Source organism: Pseudonocardia xinjiangensis (genome assembly GCF_012911925.1).
Classification (GTDB): Bacteria; Actinomycetota; Actinomycetes; order Mycobacteriales; family Pseudonocardiaceae; genus Pseudonocardia; species Pseudonocardia xinjiangensis.
The window spans coordinates 1-15,252 of sequence record NZ_JAAXKY010000079.1 but is presented as its reverse complement, the minus strand read 5'-3'; the positions used below and the strand labels follow the sequence as shown (position 1 = coordinate 15,252).

At 71.9% G+C, this 15,252-nt stretch carries 16 protein-coding genes, 1 tRNA gene and 1 pseudogene; 9 read left to right on the top strand and 9 right to left on the bottom strand.

Translation table 11 applies throughout. The features are described 5' to 3' along the window. Positions 1-92: 92 nt before the first annotated feature. Positions 93-266 carry a hypothetical protein gene (locus HF577_RS22290; protein WP_169397874.1) on the bottom strand — a complete coding sequence of 58 codons (174 nt, stop codon included), beginning with the start codon at positions 264-266 and terminating at the stop codon, positions 93-95. Between the two features lie 349 nt (positions 267-615). After that, a tRNA-Thr gene (locus HF577_RS22285) sits at positions 616-690 on the bottom strand. A 542-nt stretch (positions 691-1,232) separates the two neighbouring features. Between HF577_RS22285 and HF577_RS22280 the strand changes: the two genes are divergently transcribed. The 3 genes from HF577_RS22280 (at position 1,233) to otsB (ending at position 4,815) form a co-directional block, all read left to right on the top strand. Continuing rightward, positions 1,233-2,555, top strand: a complete 1,323-nt coding sequence (locus HF577_RS22280; RefSeq protein ID WP_312859296.1) for a threonine/serine exporter family protein — start codon at positions 1,233-1,235, stop codon at positions 2,553-2,555. Between the two features lie 74 nt (positions 2,556-2,629). Continuing rightward, positions 2,630-4,063: an alpha,alpha-trehalose-phosphate synthase (UDP-forming) gene (locus tag HF577_RS22275; protein WP_169397872.1), complete on the top strand. Its 1,434-nt coding sequence runs from the start codon at positions 2,630-2,632 to the stop codon at positions 4,061-4,063. Beyond that, a complete protein-coding gene (gene otsB, locus HF577_RS22270; protein WP_169397871.1) occupies positions 4,060-4,815 on the top strand; it encodes a trehalose-phosphatase in 756 nt (251 codons plus the stop codon). Before HF577_RS22275 ends, otsB begins: the two co-directional genes overlap by 4 nt. A gap of 3 nt (positions 4,816-4,818) precedes the next feature. Here the strand turns inward: otsB and HF577_RS39345 are convergent, their stop codons facing one another. Further along, entirely contained in the window at positions 4,819-5,208 is a 390-nt protein-coding gene (locus tag HF577_RS39345) for a DUF3291 domain-containing protein (protein WP_211174666.1), read from the bottom strand. 93 nt (positions 5,209-5,301) lie between these two features. On the opposite strand from HF577_RS39345, the gene HF577_RS22260 reads away from it, so the two are divergent. After that, the gene (locus HF577_RS22260; protein ID WP_169397893.1) at positions 5,302-5,874 is read left to right on the top strand and encodes a TetR/AcrR family transcriptional regulator; all 573 of its coding nucleotides are present in this window, start codon (positions 5,302-5,304) and stop codon (positions 5,872-5,874) included. On the opposite strand, the gene HF577_RS22255 is transcribed toward HF577_RS22260, so the two are convergent. Beyond that, the gene (locus HF577_RS22255; protein WP_169397870.1) at positions 5,875-6,978 is read right to left on the bottom strand and encodes a LacI family DNA-binding transcriptional regulator; all 1,104 of its coding nucleotides are present in this window, start codon (positions 6,976-6,978) and stop codon (positions 5,875-5,877) included. Between the two features lie 133 nt (positions 6,979-7,111). Here HF577_RS22255 and HF577_RS22250 point away from each other — a divergent pair, with 133 nt between their 5' ends. The 3 genes from HF577_RS22250 (at position 7,112) to HF577_RS22240 (ending at position 9,778) form a co-directional block, all read left to right on the top strand. Then, entirely contained in the window at positions 7,112-8,074 is a 963-nt protein-coding gene (locus HF577_RS22250) for a metal ABC transporter solute-binding protein, Zn/Mn family (RefSeq protein WP_169397869.1), read from the top strand. A gap of 67 nt (positions 8,075-8,141) precedes the next feature. Next, a complete protein-coding gene (locus tag HF577_RS22245) occupies positions 8,142-8,924 on the top strand; it encodes a metal ABC transporter ATP-binding protein (protein WP_169397892.1) in 783 nt (260 codons plus the stop codon). Further along, on the top strand, positions 8,921-9,778 hold the full coding sequence (locus HF577_RS22240; RefSeq protein ID WP_407692227.1) for a metal ABC transporter permease: 858 nt from the start codon (positions 8,921-8,923) through the stop codon (positions 9,776-9,778). The genes HF577_RS22245 and HF577_RS22240 overlap by 4 nt, the downstream gene beginning before the upstream one ends. A gap of 19 nt (positions 9,779-9,797) precedes the next feature. On the opposite strand, the gene rlmB is transcribed toward HF577_RS22240, so the two are convergent. Both rlmB and cysS read right to left on the bottom strand, forming a co-directional pair. After that, entirely contained in the window at positions 9,798-10,784 is a 987-nt protein-coding gene (gene rlmB / locus HF577_RS22235; RefSeq protein ID WP_169397868.1) for a 23S rRNA (guanosine(2251)-2'-O)-methyltransferase RlmB, read from the bottom strand. A 5-nt stretch (positions 10,785-10,789) separates the two neighbouring features. Next, on the bottom strand, positions 10,790-12,181 hold the full coding sequence (cysS, locus tag HF577_RS22230; RefSeq protein WP_169397867.1) for a cysteine--tRNA ligase: 1,392 nt from the start codon (positions 12,179-12,181) through the stop codon (positions 10,790-10,792). A gap of 93 nt (positions 12,182-12,274) precedes the next feature. Here cysS and HF577_RS22225 point away from each other — a divergent pair, with 93 nt between their 5' ends. After that, complete coding sequence (locus HF577_RS22225) at positions 12,275-12,709, top strand: VOC family protein (protein ID WP_169397866.1); 435 nt, start codon at positions 12,275-12,277, stop codon at positions 12,707-12,709. 112 nt (positions 12,710-12,821) lie between these two features. Here HF577_RS22225 and ispF read toward each other — a convergent pair whose 3' ends face one another. The 3 genes from ispF to HF577_RS22210 are packed head-to-tail and all read right to left on the bottom strand — an operon-like array spanning position 12,822 to position 14,496. Continuing rightward, the gene (gene ispF, locus HF577_RS22220) at positions 12,822-13,286 is read right to left on the bottom strand and encodes a 2-C-methyl-D-erythritol 2,4-cyclodiphosphate synthase (protein WP_169397865.1); all 465 of its coding nucleotides are present in this window, start codon (positions 13,284-13,286) and stop codon (positions 12,822-12,824) included. Continuing rightward, positions 13,283-13,963, bottom strand: a complete 681-nt coding sequence (locus HF577_RS22215; RefSeq protein WP_169397864.1) for an IspD/TarI family cytidylyltransferase — start codon at positions 13,961-13,963, stop codon at positions 13,283-13,285. The genes ispF and HF577_RS22215 overlap by 4 nt, the downstream gene beginning before the upstream one ends. A gap of 41 nt (positions 13,964-14,004) precedes the next feature. Continuing rightward, positions 14,005-14,496, bottom strand: coding sequence for a CarD family transcriptional regulator (locus HF577_RS22210; protein ID WP_169397863.1), 492 nt, complete (start codon positions 14,494-14,496; stop codon positions 14,005-14,007). 284 nt (positions 14,497-14,780) lie between these two features. Here HF577_RS22210 and HF577_RS22205 point away from each other — a divergent pair. After that, a pseudogene (locus tag HF577_RS22205) lies at positions 14,781-15,252 on the top strand (hypothetical protein); the annotation flags it as partial.

The following is a 15,252-nucleotide window of genomic DNA, read 5'->3' as shown; positions in this document are numbered from 1 at the left end:
GCAGTTCCTCGGCCCGCGCGGCCTTGAGCGCAGACTGGCGCTTCGGCCGACGGCGCGGACGGGCCGGGGGTGACCAGTGGCGAAGAGGTCGGTCAGCCCAGCCGGAAGATCGCCGTGACCTCGACGCTGCCCGGGCGACTCAGGTGCAGCTCGTAGTCGCCGATCCAGGCACTTTCGGGTCGGTCACTGGCATCAGGCTTCTCCGCACGGACGATCCCGACCAGGTGCGGACGGAAGGAGTCCGGGTCCTCGATATCCGCCTTCACCGTCCTCGGCGAGCACCACATGCCACCGGGACCGGTGACGACAACCGACCAGTACTGACCTGCATGGCGCGGCTCCCCGCGCACGGACGGCCTCGGCCCGCTCGTCGAGCTTCGGGCCGGGCTGCACCACCTCGCGGAGATAGTGCCGGCGCTTGGTCACCGGATCGGTGCCGGCGTAGACGACGACGCGCAGCGCACCGCTCGGCGGCGTCTCGATGCTGCCCTTCGCACGCCGCTGACCAGCGGCGGAGGCGCGTGGCATGGCACGAACTTACCGCATTCGCACCATGTTTGATCCCATGTCGCGTAGATCGAGCTGTCGACGAGCGGAGAAACCGATGGTCAGGCGTGGAGCCGGAGGTCGGGATCGAACCGACGACCTACCGCTTACAAGGCGGTTGCTCTACCACTGAGCTACACCGGCGGGCGTTTGGTACATCTGACCTGCGGAAACGTGGTCCTGATCGGTGGACGGTCGCGTTCCCGGAGGTAGTCTCATGGTGACACGAGTCGTTGGAGGCGTCAGCATCACCCCGGACACAGAAGCCCTACCGGGAGGCGTCCAGCACGCTCCTCACCTGATTGGGGGCTGCCGGGCAGGGAACGAGCGCTCCTATCGCCTGGCGCGGAACCGCCCACGTCCGCCACCCGTGCTCCCTGACGACGGTGGCCACCCGCGCACGGGAACGGTGGATCTCGCGGGTGAAGAGCATCAGCGGCAACGTGGTCCCGCTGCGGCGGGACACTGTGGAGCGCGTGCACCCGGCATCGCGCAAGCGTCGGAGTGCCGTCAGTGGCGACGGGCGCCGCACCTACCCTGACGTCCATGGTGGAGTGGATCGCGGCCGGTGGCAGCACCGGTGATACCTCGTGACCGCAGCTCGCCGGATCACCCGACGGGTTCGGAGCGTTCGGAATGTACTGAGGCGTGAGGCGCACGAACTGCTGCAGGCCGGGCCGCCCAGTGTGCAGTTGCTGCGCCCGCTCGGCCCGCAGGTACCCGACGACGCGCACGTGCAGCAGGTGCTCGATCTGTGCATGCGGGTCGGGGAGGTGCTGCTGTCGGCCGGGGAGAGCGCCGATGAGACGACGGAGACGATGCTGCGGATGGCCGCGGCCTGTGGGCTCTCCACAGTGGACGTCGACATCACGTTCACCTCGATCACCATCTGCTGCCACCGCGGGATGGCGGCGGCGCCGGTGACGTCGATGCGGCTGGTCCGCTACCGGTCGCTCGACCTCACGCGGCTGGCGGAGGTCGCCGCGATCGTCGAGCGGGTGGAGCGCGCCGAGCTCGACGCGCAGCAGGCCGCGGTCGTGTTGACCGACGCGGTGAGCGCTCCCCACCCGTACCCGCGGTGGGTGGCCACGGTGGGCTGGGCGTCGTTGGCCGCGTCGATCGCGCTCCTGCTCGGTGCCGCCCCGATCACGGCGCTGGCCGCGTTCGTGGTCACGGCGCTCATCGACCGGATCGGGCGCCTGCTCAACAGGTGGGGACTTCCTCCGTTCTTCCAGCAGGTCGTCGGCGGTGTCGTCGCCACCGGCTCGACGCTCGCGCTGTTCGCCGCGGGTGTGTTCCCGCCGGGCACGCAGCCCTCCCTGGTGGTCGCGGCGAGCATCACGGTGCTGCTGTCCGGGCTCTCGGTCGTCGGCAGCGTGCAGGACGCCATCTCCAGCTACTTCGTCACCTCGGCCGGTCGGGCCGCGGAGATCCTCTTGCTGTCGGCCGGACTGCTCACCGGTGTCGTGCTCGGCCTGAAGATCGGGCTCGCGTTCGGGATCACGCTCGAGGTGGCCGGCCCACTCTCCGCCGGGTCGGGCCGGTTCAGCGTCGCCGTCCTCGCCGCGGCCGCCGGTGCCGCCGCGTTCTCGCTCGCCGGCTACGCCCGCCCGCGCCCGCTGCTGGCCGCCGGGATCGCCGGTGCCGCGGGCTGGGGCACCTACGGCGCACTCACCCAGCTCACGGCGATCGGACCGGTCGCCGCCACCGGCATCGCCGCGATCGTCGTGGGGATCGCCACAGGTCTGCTGCGCCGGGGCGGGCGGGTCGCGCCGCTCGTCGTCACCCTCGCCGGGATCACCCCGCTGCTGCCCGGCCTGACCGCCTACCGCGGCTTCTACCAGCTGGCCGTCGAGGGGCTCGCCGAAGGACTCGTGACGGTGACCCTCGCACTGGCCATCGGGCTCGCGCTCGCCGCCGGTGTCACCCTCGGCGACTTCATCGCGCGGCCCGCGCGTCCCAACCGCTCCGTCGTCGCGAGTACCGCGAACGAGCAGCCACGGCAGTAGGCTGCCGCCAACGGTTGGCAGCGGCCAGCCCCTGCCACACCGTCGCCAAACAGGCGATATGCGCGAGGAGGATCATGCCGACCGGCAGTACCACGCTTTCCGACGCCGAGTTCGTCGTCGTCGCCAACCGGCTGCCGGTCGATCTGGAGAAACTCCCCGACGGGTCGCAGCGCTGGAAGCGCAGCCCCGGCGGTCTGGTCACCGCGCTGGAGCCGATGCTGCGCAGCCGGGAGGGCGCCTGGGTCGGCTGGCCGGGCCTGGCCGACGCCGACGTCGAACCGCTCGTCGAGGACGGCCTGCAGCTGCACCCCGTGCGCCTGTCCGCGCAGGAGGTCGAGGAGTACTACGAGGGCTTCTCCAACGGCACGCTATGGCCGCTCTACCACGATGTCGTAGCCCCGCCCATGTTCCATCGCCACTGGTGGCAGGCCTACGTGCGGGTCAACGAGCGGTTCGCCGAGGTGGTGGCCGGGGTGGCCGCCCGCAACGCCACCGTCTGGATCCAGGACTACCAGCTGCAGCTGCTCCCCGCTGCGCTGCGGAGACTGCGGCCCGACCTGCGCATCGGGTTCTTCCTGCACATCCCCTTCCCTCCCACCGAGCTGTTCATGCAGCTCCCCTGGCGCCGGAGGATCATCGAAGGGCTGCTCGGGGCCGACCTCGTCGGCTTCCACACCCCCGGCGGCACCCGCAACTTCCGGTGGCTGGCCACCCGCCTCACCGACGCCACGCCCGGTCAGGGCCGCACCGAGGTCACCTACGACGGGCGCACGGTCAAGCTCGGGGCGTTCCCCATCTCGATCGACTCGGCGGCGCTCGACAAGCTCTCCCGCACCCCCGAGGTGCTCGAACGGGCCAAGCAGATCCGGGCCGACCTCGGCGACCCGGCCAAGGTCGTGCTCGGCGTCGACCGGCTCGACTACACCAAGGGCATCGACGTCCGGCTGCGGGCGTTCGAGGAACTGCTCTCCGAGGGCCGCGTGGATCCCGAGGACGTGGTGATGATCCAGCTCGCCACGCCCAGCCGGGAACGCGTCGAGCACTACCAGAAGATGCGCAACGACATCGAGCAGTCCGTCGGGCGGATCAACGGTGAGTACGCCCGGGTCGGCCATCCCGCGGTGCACTACCTGCACCAGTCGCTGCCCCGGGAGGAGCTCGCCGCGTTCTTCGTCGCCGCCGACGTGATGCTGGTGACGCCGCTGCGCGACGGGATGAACCTCGTCGCGAAGGAGTACGTGGCGTGCCGGCACGACAACGGGGGTGCGCTGGTCCTCTCGGAGTTCGCCGGTGCGGCGTACGAGCTGAAGGACGCCATCCTGGTGAACCCGCACGACACCGACGGCGTCAAGAACGCTCTGCACGTCGCCCTCACCATGCCCCGCGAGGACGCAGCCAAGCGGATGCGGGCGCTACGCCGCCAGGTGCTCACCCACGACGTCGACCGGTGGGCGCGCTCGTTCCTCGACGCGCTCGGGCTGCCGCCCGCCGACGGTTCGGCGTCATGAGCGCTCTCGACGACGCCGTGCGGACCGTCGCCGTCGTCCCCCGCCTGCTCGTGGCCCTCGACTTCGACGGCGTGCTCGCTCCGATCGTCCCCGTCCCGTCGGACGCCCGGCCGCTGCCGGTGTCGGCCGCGGCGATCGGCTCGCTGGCCACGCTGCCGGACACCACGGTCGCGCTCGTCTCCGGGCGCGGGCTGGCCGACCTGGCCGCCGTGTCGGGCTTCGGCACCCCGATCCGGCTCATCGGCAGCCACGGCGCCGAGTTCGACGACGGCGGCGCGGTACTCGACGACGCCCAGCGCGAGCGGCTCGAACGGCTCGGCGCGGAGCTGCGCGCGCTCGTGGACGGCGAGCCCGGCGTCACGCTGGAGGAGAAGCCCGCCGGCCTGGCCGTCCACGTGCGGAACGCACCGGCCGACGTCGGCGAGCGCGTGTTCGAGGCCGTGCGCACCGGGCCGGCCTCCTGGCCCGGCATCGAGACCACTCCCGGCAAGGCGGTGCTCGACCTGGCGGTTCTGCAGGTGAACAAGGGCCTCGCGCTGGACCTGCTGCGCGAGCGGATCGAGCCGGACGCGGTCCTGTTCGCAGGCGACGACGTCACCGACGAGACCGCCTTCGCCCGGCTGCGGCCGGGAGACGTGGGTGTGAAGGTGGGTCCCGGCGAGACCGCGGCCGAGCACCGCGTACCGGGGCCGGCCGAGATCGGCGCGCTGCTCCAGGAACTGCTGGCCGTCCGCGCATCGCGGCGGGGATAGCGGTCACATCGTTGCGCTGAGGCGCTCGTCGGCCTCCTCCCAGGTCGGGGGGAGCGCGGCTGCCGGCACCGTCCAGAACGTGAACCCCACGTCGGCCATCGCGCCGCGGTAGCGCCTCATCACGGACCGGTGCGGTTCGGAGCGCACCATCGCGTCGAGGGCCGCACGGTTCTCCCAGGCGCTGAGCGTTCGGAACTCGCGGCGCAACGGGTGGGCCACCAGCGAGACGCCCAGCGCACCCTCGCTCCGCAGGACCTGCGTGTGCACCCGCACGGAGTCGATGAGGAACGGCAGGACGTGGCGGAAGCCCCGGACGCGGAACCGGGACGCCATGACGACGACCTCGGCGTTCGGCGCGGGCTCGCGGACGGTGGACCAGGGCACTGTGGGCACGTCTACTCCTCGGGCTCATCAGCAGGCTCGTCAGTCTTGACAGTGGCAAGATGTCATCGAGGGGCGGATCTTGTCAATGGAAAGATGGGGTTTATGCTCGTCGGCGTGCCCTATCACCACGGGGATCTACGGCGAGCGCTGCTCGACACCGCGCTTCTGGCGGTCGCCGAGCACGGCCCGGCCGCGCTGAGCCTTCGCGACGTCGCCCGCCGGGCAGGGGTCTCCCACGCCGCCCCCACCCACCACTTCGGAGACAAGGCCGGGCTGCTCACCGCGCTGGCCACGGAGGGCTGGACGCTGCTCGCCGATGCGCTGACCGAGAGCGCCGAGCAGAACCGGAGCTTCGCCGAACTCGGCGTCGCCTACGTGCTGTTCGCCACCACGCATCCCGCGCACTTCGCGGTGATGCGCGCGCCGGGCCTCGTTCGCGGCGACGACGCGGAACTTGTGGCGGCGCAGCAGCGGGCCGGCGCACGACTCGATGCCGGGGCGGGGAGGCACGACGGGGGCGCCACATCGCACACCGCGACGACCGTGCTGGCCGCATGGTCGCTCGTTCACGGACTCTCGGCACTGCTCCTCGAGGGCATGGTGAGCCCCGAACCCGGCACGGACGTCGCGACGCTGGCGCGTTCCGTCACCACTCGGCTCAGCCCGCGGAGCTGATCACCAGCCGGAGAAGAAGCGCTGGTCGACGCGGGGCTTCGCGCTCGTCTCACCGACCGTCAGCTCGGTGGGCAACGTGACGCGCCGCGGCCGGTTGCGCTCGCCCCGCTCCAGCAGGAGCTCACCCGCAACGCGCCCCTTCTCCAGCAGCGGCTGTCTCACCGTGGTCAACCCAGCCCGTTCGGCCTCGGGCACACCGTCGAACCCGGTGATGGTGAGCTGGTCGGGCACCGACAACCCCCGGTCCGCGGCGTGGCGCAGCGCCCCGAGCGCGAGGACGTCGGACGTGCAGACCACGGCGGTGAGCTCGGGGTGGGCCGCGAGGAGCGCGGCCGCGGCCGCCTGGCCTGAGTCGACGCTGTGCTCGAACCGCTCGTGGACGGGCACGTCGGCCCAGTCGACGCCGACCTCGGCCAGGCCGTCACGGATGCCGGCGAGCCGCTCGCGCTGCACCGGATAGGTGACGCTCGCCTGCCGCTCCGCCGAGGCGGGACCGTCGTTGCGGCCCGAGGCGAGGCGCATGCAGAGCACCCCGACGCGCCGGTGCCCCATCCCCGTGAGGTGCCGGGCCAGCGCGAGCATCCCGGCCCGGTCGTCGACCCCGACCCGGTCCACGCCCTCGACGCCCGTCGGCTGGTCGCAGACCACGGTGGGCACCGGACGCTCGAGCACCGCCATGAAGTGGGGATCGTCCTCACGCACGGAGTAGACGACGAACCCGTCGACGCCCGCCTGGTGCACCGCGGTGACGTCGGCGTGCTCAGGGCTCACCGGGATGAGCAGCAGACCCTGGCCCGCCTGCTCACACGCCAGCGCCAGACCTTCGAGGAACCCGGTGGCAGCAGGGTCACGGAAGGCGTAGGAGAGGGCCTCGGTGAGCAGCAGGCCGACGGCGCCGGCCTTGCGGGTGCGCAACGAGCGGGCCACCGGGTCGGGGCCGGGATAGCCGAGCCGCCTCGCCGCCTCCAGCACTCGCGCACGCAGAGGCGCGGACAGCTGGTCAGGCCGGTTGTACGCGTTCGAGACCGTCGTCCGCGACACACCCAGCTCGGCAGCCAACGAGGCCAGAGTCGCGGGGCGTCGGACATTCGGAAGCCCGGACATCGGCAAACCGTAACGGTTCAGTTGGTCGCCGGGAAAGTCGAGAGCCGGTGGTGCAGGGAGCGAATGCTCACAGGGCTACAGTGAACCGACAACGGTTATCAATAACTGACCATCACCGGGGAGACCTGCACTCATGCCGTTCCGCCGCTCCGGCGTACTCACCGCGCTCGCCGCCTTCACCGCACTCAGCCTGGCCGGCTGCGGCTCCGGGAACACACCGGCCGCTCCGAGCGCTACTCCCGGGAGTGACGCCCCTCTCAGCGTGGTCACCTCGACCAACGTCTACGGCAGCATCGCGCAGGCCGTGGGCGGGGACCGGGTCGCCGTGACGTCGCTGATCAACGACCCCGCCGCCGACCCGCACTCCTATGAGAGCACTCCCGGCGACGCGGCGAAGGTGGCCGGCGCCAGCCTGGTGCTCTACAACGGCGGCGGATACGACGACTTCATGGAGCGGCTGGTCCAGTCGTCGGGCGCGAAGCCGAGCGTCATCAACGTCACGCAGCTCTCCGGGCTGGCTCCGCCGGAGCCGGCCGGGTCCGACACCGCCCCCGCCGATGACCCGTCGTTCAACGAGCACCTCTGGTACAGCCTGCCCACCGTGCAGAAGGTCGCCGACCAGATCGCGTCCGATCTCGGCACCGCCGACCCAACCGACGCCGCCCGCTTCACGTCGAACGCCCAGGCCTTCAAGGGCAAGGTGGCCGACCTGATCACGAAGGAGCAGGCGATCGGCACCGCCCACCCCGGCGCCCGCGTGGCGATCACCGAGCCGGTGCCGGGCTACCTGGTCCAGGCCGCCGGGCTCACCGACGTGACGCCCCCGGCGTTCAGCGAGGCGATCGAGGAGGACACCGACCCGCCCGCGGCCGTGTTGCAGCAGACCCTCGACCTGTTCACGACCAACCCGGTGCAGCTCCTGATCCTCAACGCCCAGACCGAGACCCCCACCACGACGCAGGTGGAGCAGGCGGCGCAGGCGGCCAACGTGCCGGTCGTCAAGGTGACGGAGACGCTGCCGGCAGGAGTGAACGACTACATCACCTGGATGGGCTCGGAGATCGACGCCGTGGCGAATGCACTGAACGGGAGCTGACGACGTGACAATCCCCCGCACCACGGCTCCTGCCGTGTCCCGGCCGATCGCGGCGCCCGCCGTGTCGATGCGTTCCGCTCGGGTGACCTTCGGCCGGCGGACGCTCTGGGACGGTCTCGACCTCGACATCGAGCCCGGCGAGTTCGTGGCGGTCCTCGGCCCCAACGGTTCGGGGAAGACCACCCTGGTGCGGGTGCTGCTCGGGCTGCTCCCGCTCTCGGCGGGCGAGGTGCGGATCGGCGGCAAGCCACCGCGCCGCGGCTCCCCGAGCATCGGCTACGTGCCCCAGCAGAAGGCGCTCGACCCCGACCTGCCGTTGCGGGGCCGCGACCTCGTCGGCCTCGGCCTCGACGGGCACCGGCTCGGGATCGGGCTGCGCAGCAGGCGGGCCCGGCGCGAACGGGTCGACCGGGCGCTGGAGGCCGTCGGGGGCACCGCATATTCCGGCGCGCCGGTCGGGCGGCTCTCCGGTGGCGAGCAGCAGCGGTTGCGGGTGGCCCAGGCCCTCGTCGGCGACCCGCACGTGCTGCTCTGCGATGAGCCGCTGCTCTCGCTCGACCTGTCCCACCAGCGCACGGTCACCCGCCTGATCGACGAGCGCCGCCGCACCGCCGGCACCGCGGTGCTGTTCGTCACCCACGAGATCAACCCGGTGCTGCCGCTGGTGGACCGGGTCCTGTACCTCGTCGACGGCCGCTTCCGGATCGGGCCGCCGTCGGAGGTCATGACGTCGGAGGTGCTGTCGGAGCTGTACCGCACCCGCGTCGACGTGGTGCAGGTACGCGGCAGGCTGGTCGTGGTCGGCGCGGAGGAACACGCCGAACACTGCCGCGAGGAGGAGTCGGCGTGAGCGAGGTCCTGGGCCGGCTCTTCACGTTCTCGGGCATCGGTGAGCTGCTGGGGCTGCCCTTCGTGCAGAACGCGCTGATCGCCTGCGCCGTGCTCGGTCTCGTCGCGGGCTCGCTCACCCCGTTGATCGTCTCGCGGGGCATGGCGTTCGCCGTGCACGGCACGGCCGAGCTCGCGTTCACCGGAGGCGCGGCAGCACTGCTCATCGGCGTCGGGGTGGAGATCGGCGCGGTCGTCGGAGCCGTGGTCGCCGGGCTGGTGTTCGGCCTGCTCGGGCTGCGCCAGCGCGAACGCGACTCGGTGATCGGCGTCGTGCTCGCGTTCGGTCTCGGGCTCGGCGTGCTGCTGCTGGCGCTCTACAGCGGGCGCGCGTCGAACAAGTTCGGGTTGCTGACCGGCTCCATCGTGTCGGTCGACTCGACGAACCTGACGGTGCTCGCCATCGTCGCCGTGCTCGTCATGGGCACCCTCGCGGTGCTCTACCGCCCGCTCCTGTTCGCCAGCGCCGACCCGGACGTCGCACTGGCCCGCGGGGTACCGGTGCGGTTCCTGTCGCTGGTCTTCGCGGTGCTGATCGGGCTCACCACCGCGCTGGCGGTGCCGATCGTCGGCGCGGTGCTCGTGCTCTCGGTGATGATCGCGCCGGGGGCGGCCGCCGCGCGCGTGACGGCGAACCCCCTGCTGGCCACCGTGCTCGCGGTGCTGTTCGCCGAGCTCGCACTGGTCGGGGGCACCGTGATGTCGCTGGCACCCGGCCTGCCCGTGTCTGGCTACGTCGCCACGATCGCGTTCCTCTGCTACGTCGGCTGCCGGGTGGTGGCCCGGCTGCGCGGGCGCCGCGTCGCCGCGGCCTGAACGCCGCGGCGACCGGCGCTCAGCGGCGCCGCTGACGCGCGATCTCGGCCAGCACGACCCCGGCGGCCACCGAGGCGTTCAAGGACTCCACCGGCCCCGCCATCGGGATCGAGACCGTGACGTCGCACGTCTGCTTCACCAGGCGGGAGAGGCCCTTGCCCTCGGAACCGACCACGAGCACCAGCGGGTCGGTGGCCAGCTCGAAGTCGTCGAGCGACACCGAGCCCTCCGCGTCCAACCCGGCGACCATGAAGCCGGCGGTGGCGTACTCCCGCAGGGTGCGGGTGAGGTTGGTGGCCCGGGCCACCGGGAGCCGCGCCGCCACACCTGCCGAGGTGCGCCACGCCACGGCCGTCATACCCGCGGCCCGGCGCTGCGGCACGACCACACCGTGGCCGCCGAACGCGCCGACCGACCGGACCACCGCGCCCAGGTTCCGGGGGTCGGTGACCCCGTCCAGCGCGACGATCAGCCCCGGCTCACCCGAGTCGGCCGCGATCTCCAGCAGCTCGTCCGGGTGGGCGTAGGCGTACGGCGGCACCTGCAGGGCGAGGCCCTGGTGCAACGCGCCGCCCGCGATCCGGTCGAGGTCCTGGCGGGGCACCTCGAGGATGGAGATGCCCGCGTCGGCAGCCAGGTGCACCGCTTCGGAGACCCGCTCGTCAGTGGTGGTGCCGATCGCGACGTGCAGCGCGGTGGCCGGAACGCCGGCCCGCAGGCACTCCACCACGGGGTTGCGGCCGAGCACCGTCTCCGGCGTCTCGCCGTCACCGGCCTTGCGTCGATGGCCCGCCGTGCTCGACGACCGGCCGCCGCCGCCCGGTCTCCCCGGTTTCGCGTCCCGCGCCGCCTTGCGCGCCTTGGGATGACCGGGACGCATCTCGGCGGGCGGCGTGGGGCCCTTGCCCTGGAGAGCGCGACGGCGCTGCCCTCCGGACCCGACCACCATGCCCTTCTTGGTGCCGTCCTTGCGCATTGCGCCACGGCGCTTGGAATTGCCGGCCAATTTCCCTACACGTCCTTCAGTGACCAGGTGGGGCCGTCGGGGCTGTCCTCCACGGACACCCCGGCGGCGGTGAGGCGATCGCGCACCTCGTCGGCGGCGGCGAAGTCCCGCCGGGCGCGGGCCTCCTGACGCTGCGCCAGCAGGTCCTCGACCAGGGCGGTGAGCGCCCCCGAGGCGGCGTCCGCCGTGGTGTCGTCACCCACCCAACGGGGATCGAGGGGGTCGAGCCCGAGCACGCCCGTCATGGCACGCACGGCCTCCGCCGCGCGCGTGGCGGCCGGATGATCCCCGGCGTCCAGCGCGCTGTTGCCGTCACGGACGGTGCCGTGGATGACGGCCAGCGCGCCCGGCGTGCCCAGGTCGTCGTCCATGGCGGCGGCGAACTCCGGGCAGACCGAGCCGGGCTCCGGCAATCCGATCCGCTCCCGCACCCGGTGGATGAACGACTCGATGCGCCGGTAGGCGGCCACCGACTCGTGCAGCGCCGCGTCGGAGTACTCGATGGACGACCGGTAGTGCGGGCCGACCAGGTAGTACCGCAGCTCGACCCCGCGCACGCGGCGCAGCAACACGTCGATGGACAGCGTGTTACCCAGCGACTTGGACATCTTCTCGCCGCCCATGGTGACCCAGGCGTTGTGCAGCCAGTACCGCGCGAACGGGTCGCCCGCCGCGTTGGACTGGGCCCGCTCGTTCTCGTGGTGCGGGAAGACCAGGTCGAGCCCGCCCCCGTGGATGTCGAACTCGGGGCCGAGATAGTTCGTGGCCATGGCCGAGCACTCCAGGTGCCAGCCGGGCCGGCCCCGCCCCCACGGGGTGGGCCACGACGGCTCCCCCGGCTTGGCCGCCTTCCACAGGGTGAAGTCGAGCGGGTCGCGCTTGGCCCCGCTCTCGCCCTCCCCCTGCGCGACGTCGTCGACCCGCTGGTGCGACAACGCCCCGTAGTCGGGGAAGGACCGCACCGCGAAGTAGACGTCGCCACCGCCCGCGTAGGCGTGACCGCCCTCGACCAGCCGCTCGATCAGCTCGACCATCTGCGTGATGTGCCCCGTGGCCCGCGGCTCGACGGACGCGGGGAGGCAGCCGAGCGCGTCGTAGGCTGCGGTGAAGGCACGCTCGTGGGTGGCGGCCCACTCCCACCACGGCCTACCGGCGTCTGCGGCCTTGCGCAGGATCTTGTCGTCGATGTCGGTGACGTTCCGCACCAGTTCGACGTCGAGTCCGCCGTGGGCGAGCCACCGGCGGAGGACGTCGTAGTTGAGCCCCGAGCGGACGTGCCCGATGTGCGGAAGGCCCTGCACAGTGGCCCCACACACGTAGATCGACGCAGCCCCGGCCCGCAGGGGGACGAAGTCCCGCTGCTTTCTGGTGGCGGTGTCGAACAGGCGCAGGCTCACATCTTCAGAGTACGGACCCACTGCACGCGTTGTTTACCAGGGCAGTTCCGCTTCGTCCACGACGGTAAGCTCACAGGTCACCATCCTGGGGCCATGACAGAGATCCTCGGCCTGCACGCCCGCCTCGTCGTGGAGGGCGCCGACGCGGCGCTCGCCTTCTACACGGCCGCGCTCGGCGGGGAGGTGCTCGAGCGCTACACCGCCCCCGACGGCCGGGTCGTGCACAGCATGGTCCAGGCCGGCCCGGCGCGCTTCGCGGTGAAGGACGCGGGCGACGGCGACCCCGCGCCCACCGGGGGTGGTGTCCCGGTGATCATGTCGCTGGAGGTCTCGGACGCCGACGCGGTGGCCGAGCGGATGCTGGCGGCGGGCGCCCGGGTGATCTTCGAGATCGCCGACCACGGGTACGGCGACTACGGCGGCAGGCTCGCCGACCCGTTCGGTCACCAGTGGATGGTCAGCCGGCGCATCGAGCAGCTGGACGCGGACCAGGTGCAGACCCGCCTGGACGCGCTGCAGGAAACCTGAGCGCCCATCGCCGGTGACAGCCCCGCCCCCGGTTGCAGCCCCGGTTGCAGCAAAGCCACTTTGACGCAACGAGGTGGCATGAAAGTGGCTTTGCTGCAACTCCGGGGGGTGGTTACGCGGGGAGGAGCAGCGCCGTCGCGATCGCCGCGATCCCCTCGCCCCGCCCGGTCAGGCCGAGCCCGTCGGTGGTGGTGCCCGACACCGACACCGGGCCGCCGACGGCGGCGGAGAGCACCTGCTGCGCCTCGGCGCGCCTGGCGCCGATCTTCGGGGCGTTGCCGATCACCTGCACCGCGGCGTTGCCGACCAGCCAGCCCTCGGCGGAGATCAGTGAGCGCACCTCGCCGAGCAGCGCCACCCCGCTCGCGCCGCTCCACTCCGGACGGCCGGTGCCGAACACCGCCCCGAGATCACCCAGTCCGGCTGCCGACAGCAGCGCGTCGCAGAGCGCGTGGGAGGCGACGTCGCCGTCGGAGTGCCCTGCGCAGCCGTCGACCCCCGGCCAGTGCAGGCCCGCCATCCAGCAGTCGCGGCCCGCCTCGACCGGGTGCACGTCCGTGCCGACGCCCACTCTCATCCGTCGTCCCTCCCCGCGAGCAGTTCGGCCAGCTCCAGATCCCAGGCGCTGCGCACGGGGAAGGCTGCCGAGTGGCCGGGAACGGTGTGTACCGCACCTCCCGCCGCGGCGTGGCGGCGAGCCAGCTCCAGCGGTTCGGGAGCGAGCAGGGGGTCGAACAGGTCTCCCCGGACCGCGAGCGGCGTCTGGAGCACCCGCAGCCCCGACCGGTCGGGGGTGGCTTGCACGAGTCCGGCGGCGTCCACCTGTTTGACCGTGTCGACCAGCGGCAGAACGGGAACGGCCATCTCGTGGCCGTCACGGACGGCGGTCACGACGGTGGTGGCCAGGGCGGCCGGAGCGAAGGGGCGGGCGGCTTCGTGAAGCAGGACGACATCCGCGGAACCGGCCGTGACCGGACCGTCACCCGCGGTGGTGCCTGCTCGTTGACCGACGTGTGGCCCTATCCCGGACAGCGCGTGCGCAAGAGCGCTTCGCGTGCTCACGGGCAACCCGGAACAGGCGCTCATGAGGGCGTCCGGGCGTGCATCCACATCGAGCAGGACGACATGATCGATGAGACCCGTGGCCAGCAGGGATCGCACGGATCGAACGACCATCGGTTCACCACCGACGGTCGTGAGTGCATCCACCTCGCCACGGCCGCCGCCGGCCACGACCACAGCGGTGACGTTCATGCTGCGACCGGGACCGGCGGAAGGGGGCAGTGCGCTGGTGCTCAGGCGGATGCGGTGGCCAGCACCTCGTCGAGCAGCAGCTCGGCTCGCTCCTCGTCGGTGCCCTCGGCGAGCGCGAGCTCGCTGACGAGGATCTGGCGGGCCTTGGCCAGCATGCGCTTCTCTCCCGCGGACAGGCCGCGGTCCTTCTCGCGCCGCCACAGGTCGCGGACGACCTCGGCAACCTTGTTGACGTCGCCCGAAGCCAACTTCTCCAGGTTTGCCTTGTACCGTCGCGACCAGTTCGTGGGCTCTTCGGTGTGCGGGGCGCGAAGCACCTCGAACACCCTGTCCAGACCTTCCTGGCCCACCACGTCACGAACGCCGACAACCTCGGCGTTCTCGGCGGGAACACGCACCGTGAGATCACCCTGCGCGACCTTGAGGACGAGGTACTTGCGCTCCTCGCCCTTGATCGTCCGAGTCTCGATGGCCTCGATGAGAGCGGCACCGTGGTGCGGGTAGACGACGGTCTCTCCGACCTTGAAAACCATGTGTCCTCTGCCCCTTTCGCTGCCACCAGGTTAACACGCCTGGACATGACGCCGCTGCACGGCCCAGCCCGTCGTCGCAGGTCAGGGGATTGACAACCAGCGGGAAACGTGCACGGCCAGCAATTGTGACGCTGGTGGGGGACCGGGACCAGCGCTCCTACAGGTGGCGTTAGGCTTTACCCAGGCCGAAGCCAGTGGCCGTCGCGGACACCAGGCATCCGCGTCCGTCGCACCGCTGTGCCCGCGGCACGACGAGATGGCCCGCCAGGAAGGACATCACACCCGTGAGCCGCTACGTGCGTTCCCGTCCGACCGCAGTAGCGGTCGTCATCGGCGCGATGACCGCGGCCGTCGCACTCGCAGGCTGTGGGGCGGGCCAGATCACCCAGACCGACACGCAGGTCGCGTCGGTCAACGGCGCCAACGTGCGCGTGGGCTCGATCTCGGTCCGGGACGCGACGATCGAGTTCAGCGACGTGGCCAAGGGCGACATGGTCTACCCGCGAGGGGGCAGTGCGCCCCTGCAGATGAGCATCGTCAACGCGGGTCCGCAGGGCGACCGGCTGGTCTCGGTCACGAGCCCGGTCGCCACGTCGGTCCAGATCGTCGGTCCGGCCGAGATCCCGGCCGGGCACGTGCTCCTGATCGAGGGCGGGCCTGCCGCCCCGGCGGGCCCCGCAGTCCCTGGCGGCCCCGCCTCCGGAGCGCCCGGTGCCCCGGCAGCGCCCGGCGGCGCCGCACCCACCACGGCAGGCG

What these genes read in the sequence shown, in the direction of transcription:
- HF577_RS22275 (WP_169397872.1), top strand. Translation starts at nt 2,630, where the DNA reads ATGCCGACCGGCAGTACCACGCTTTCCGACGCCGAGTTCGTCGTCGTC.
- otsB (WP_169397871.1), top strand. Translation starts at nt 4,060, where the DNA reads ATGAGCGCTCTCGACGACGCCGTGCGGACCGTCGCCGTCGTCCCCCGC.
- HF577_RS22260 (WP_169397893.1), top strand. Translation starts at nt 5,302, where the DNA reads ATGCTCGTCGGCGTGCCCTATCACCACGGGGATCTACGGCGAGCGCTG.
- HF577_RS22255 (WP_169397870.1), bottom strand. Translation starts at nt 6,978, where the DNA reads ATGTCCGGGCTTCCGAATGTCCGACGCCCCGCGACTCTGGCCTCGTTG.
- HF577_RS22250 (WP_169397869.1), top strand. Translation starts at nt 7,112, where the DNA reads ATGCCGTTCCGCCGCTCCGGCGTACTCACCGCGCTCGCCGCCTTCACC.
- HF577_RS22245 (WP_169397892.1), top strand. Translation starts at nt 8,142, where the DNA reads ATGCGTTCCGCTCGGGTGACCTTCGGCCGGCGGACGCTCTGGGACGGT.
- HF577_RS22225 (WP_169397866.1), top strand. Translation starts at nt 12,275, where the DNA reads ATGACAGAGATCCTCGGCCTGCACGCCCGCCTCGTCGTGGAGGGCGCC.
- ispF (WP_169397865.1), bottom strand. Translation starts at nt 13,286, where the DNA reads ATGAGAGTGGGCGTCGGCACGGACGTGCACCCGGTCGAGGCGGGCCGC.
- HF577_RS22215 (WP_169397864.1), bottom strand. Translation starts at nt 13,963, where the DNA reads ATGAACGTCACCGCTGTGGTCGTGGCCGGCGGCGGCCGTGGCGAGGTG.
- HF577_RS22210 (WP_169397863.1), bottom strand. Translation starts at nt 14,496, where the DNA reads ATGGTTTTCAAGGTCGGAGAGACCGTCGTCTACCCGCACCACGGTGCC.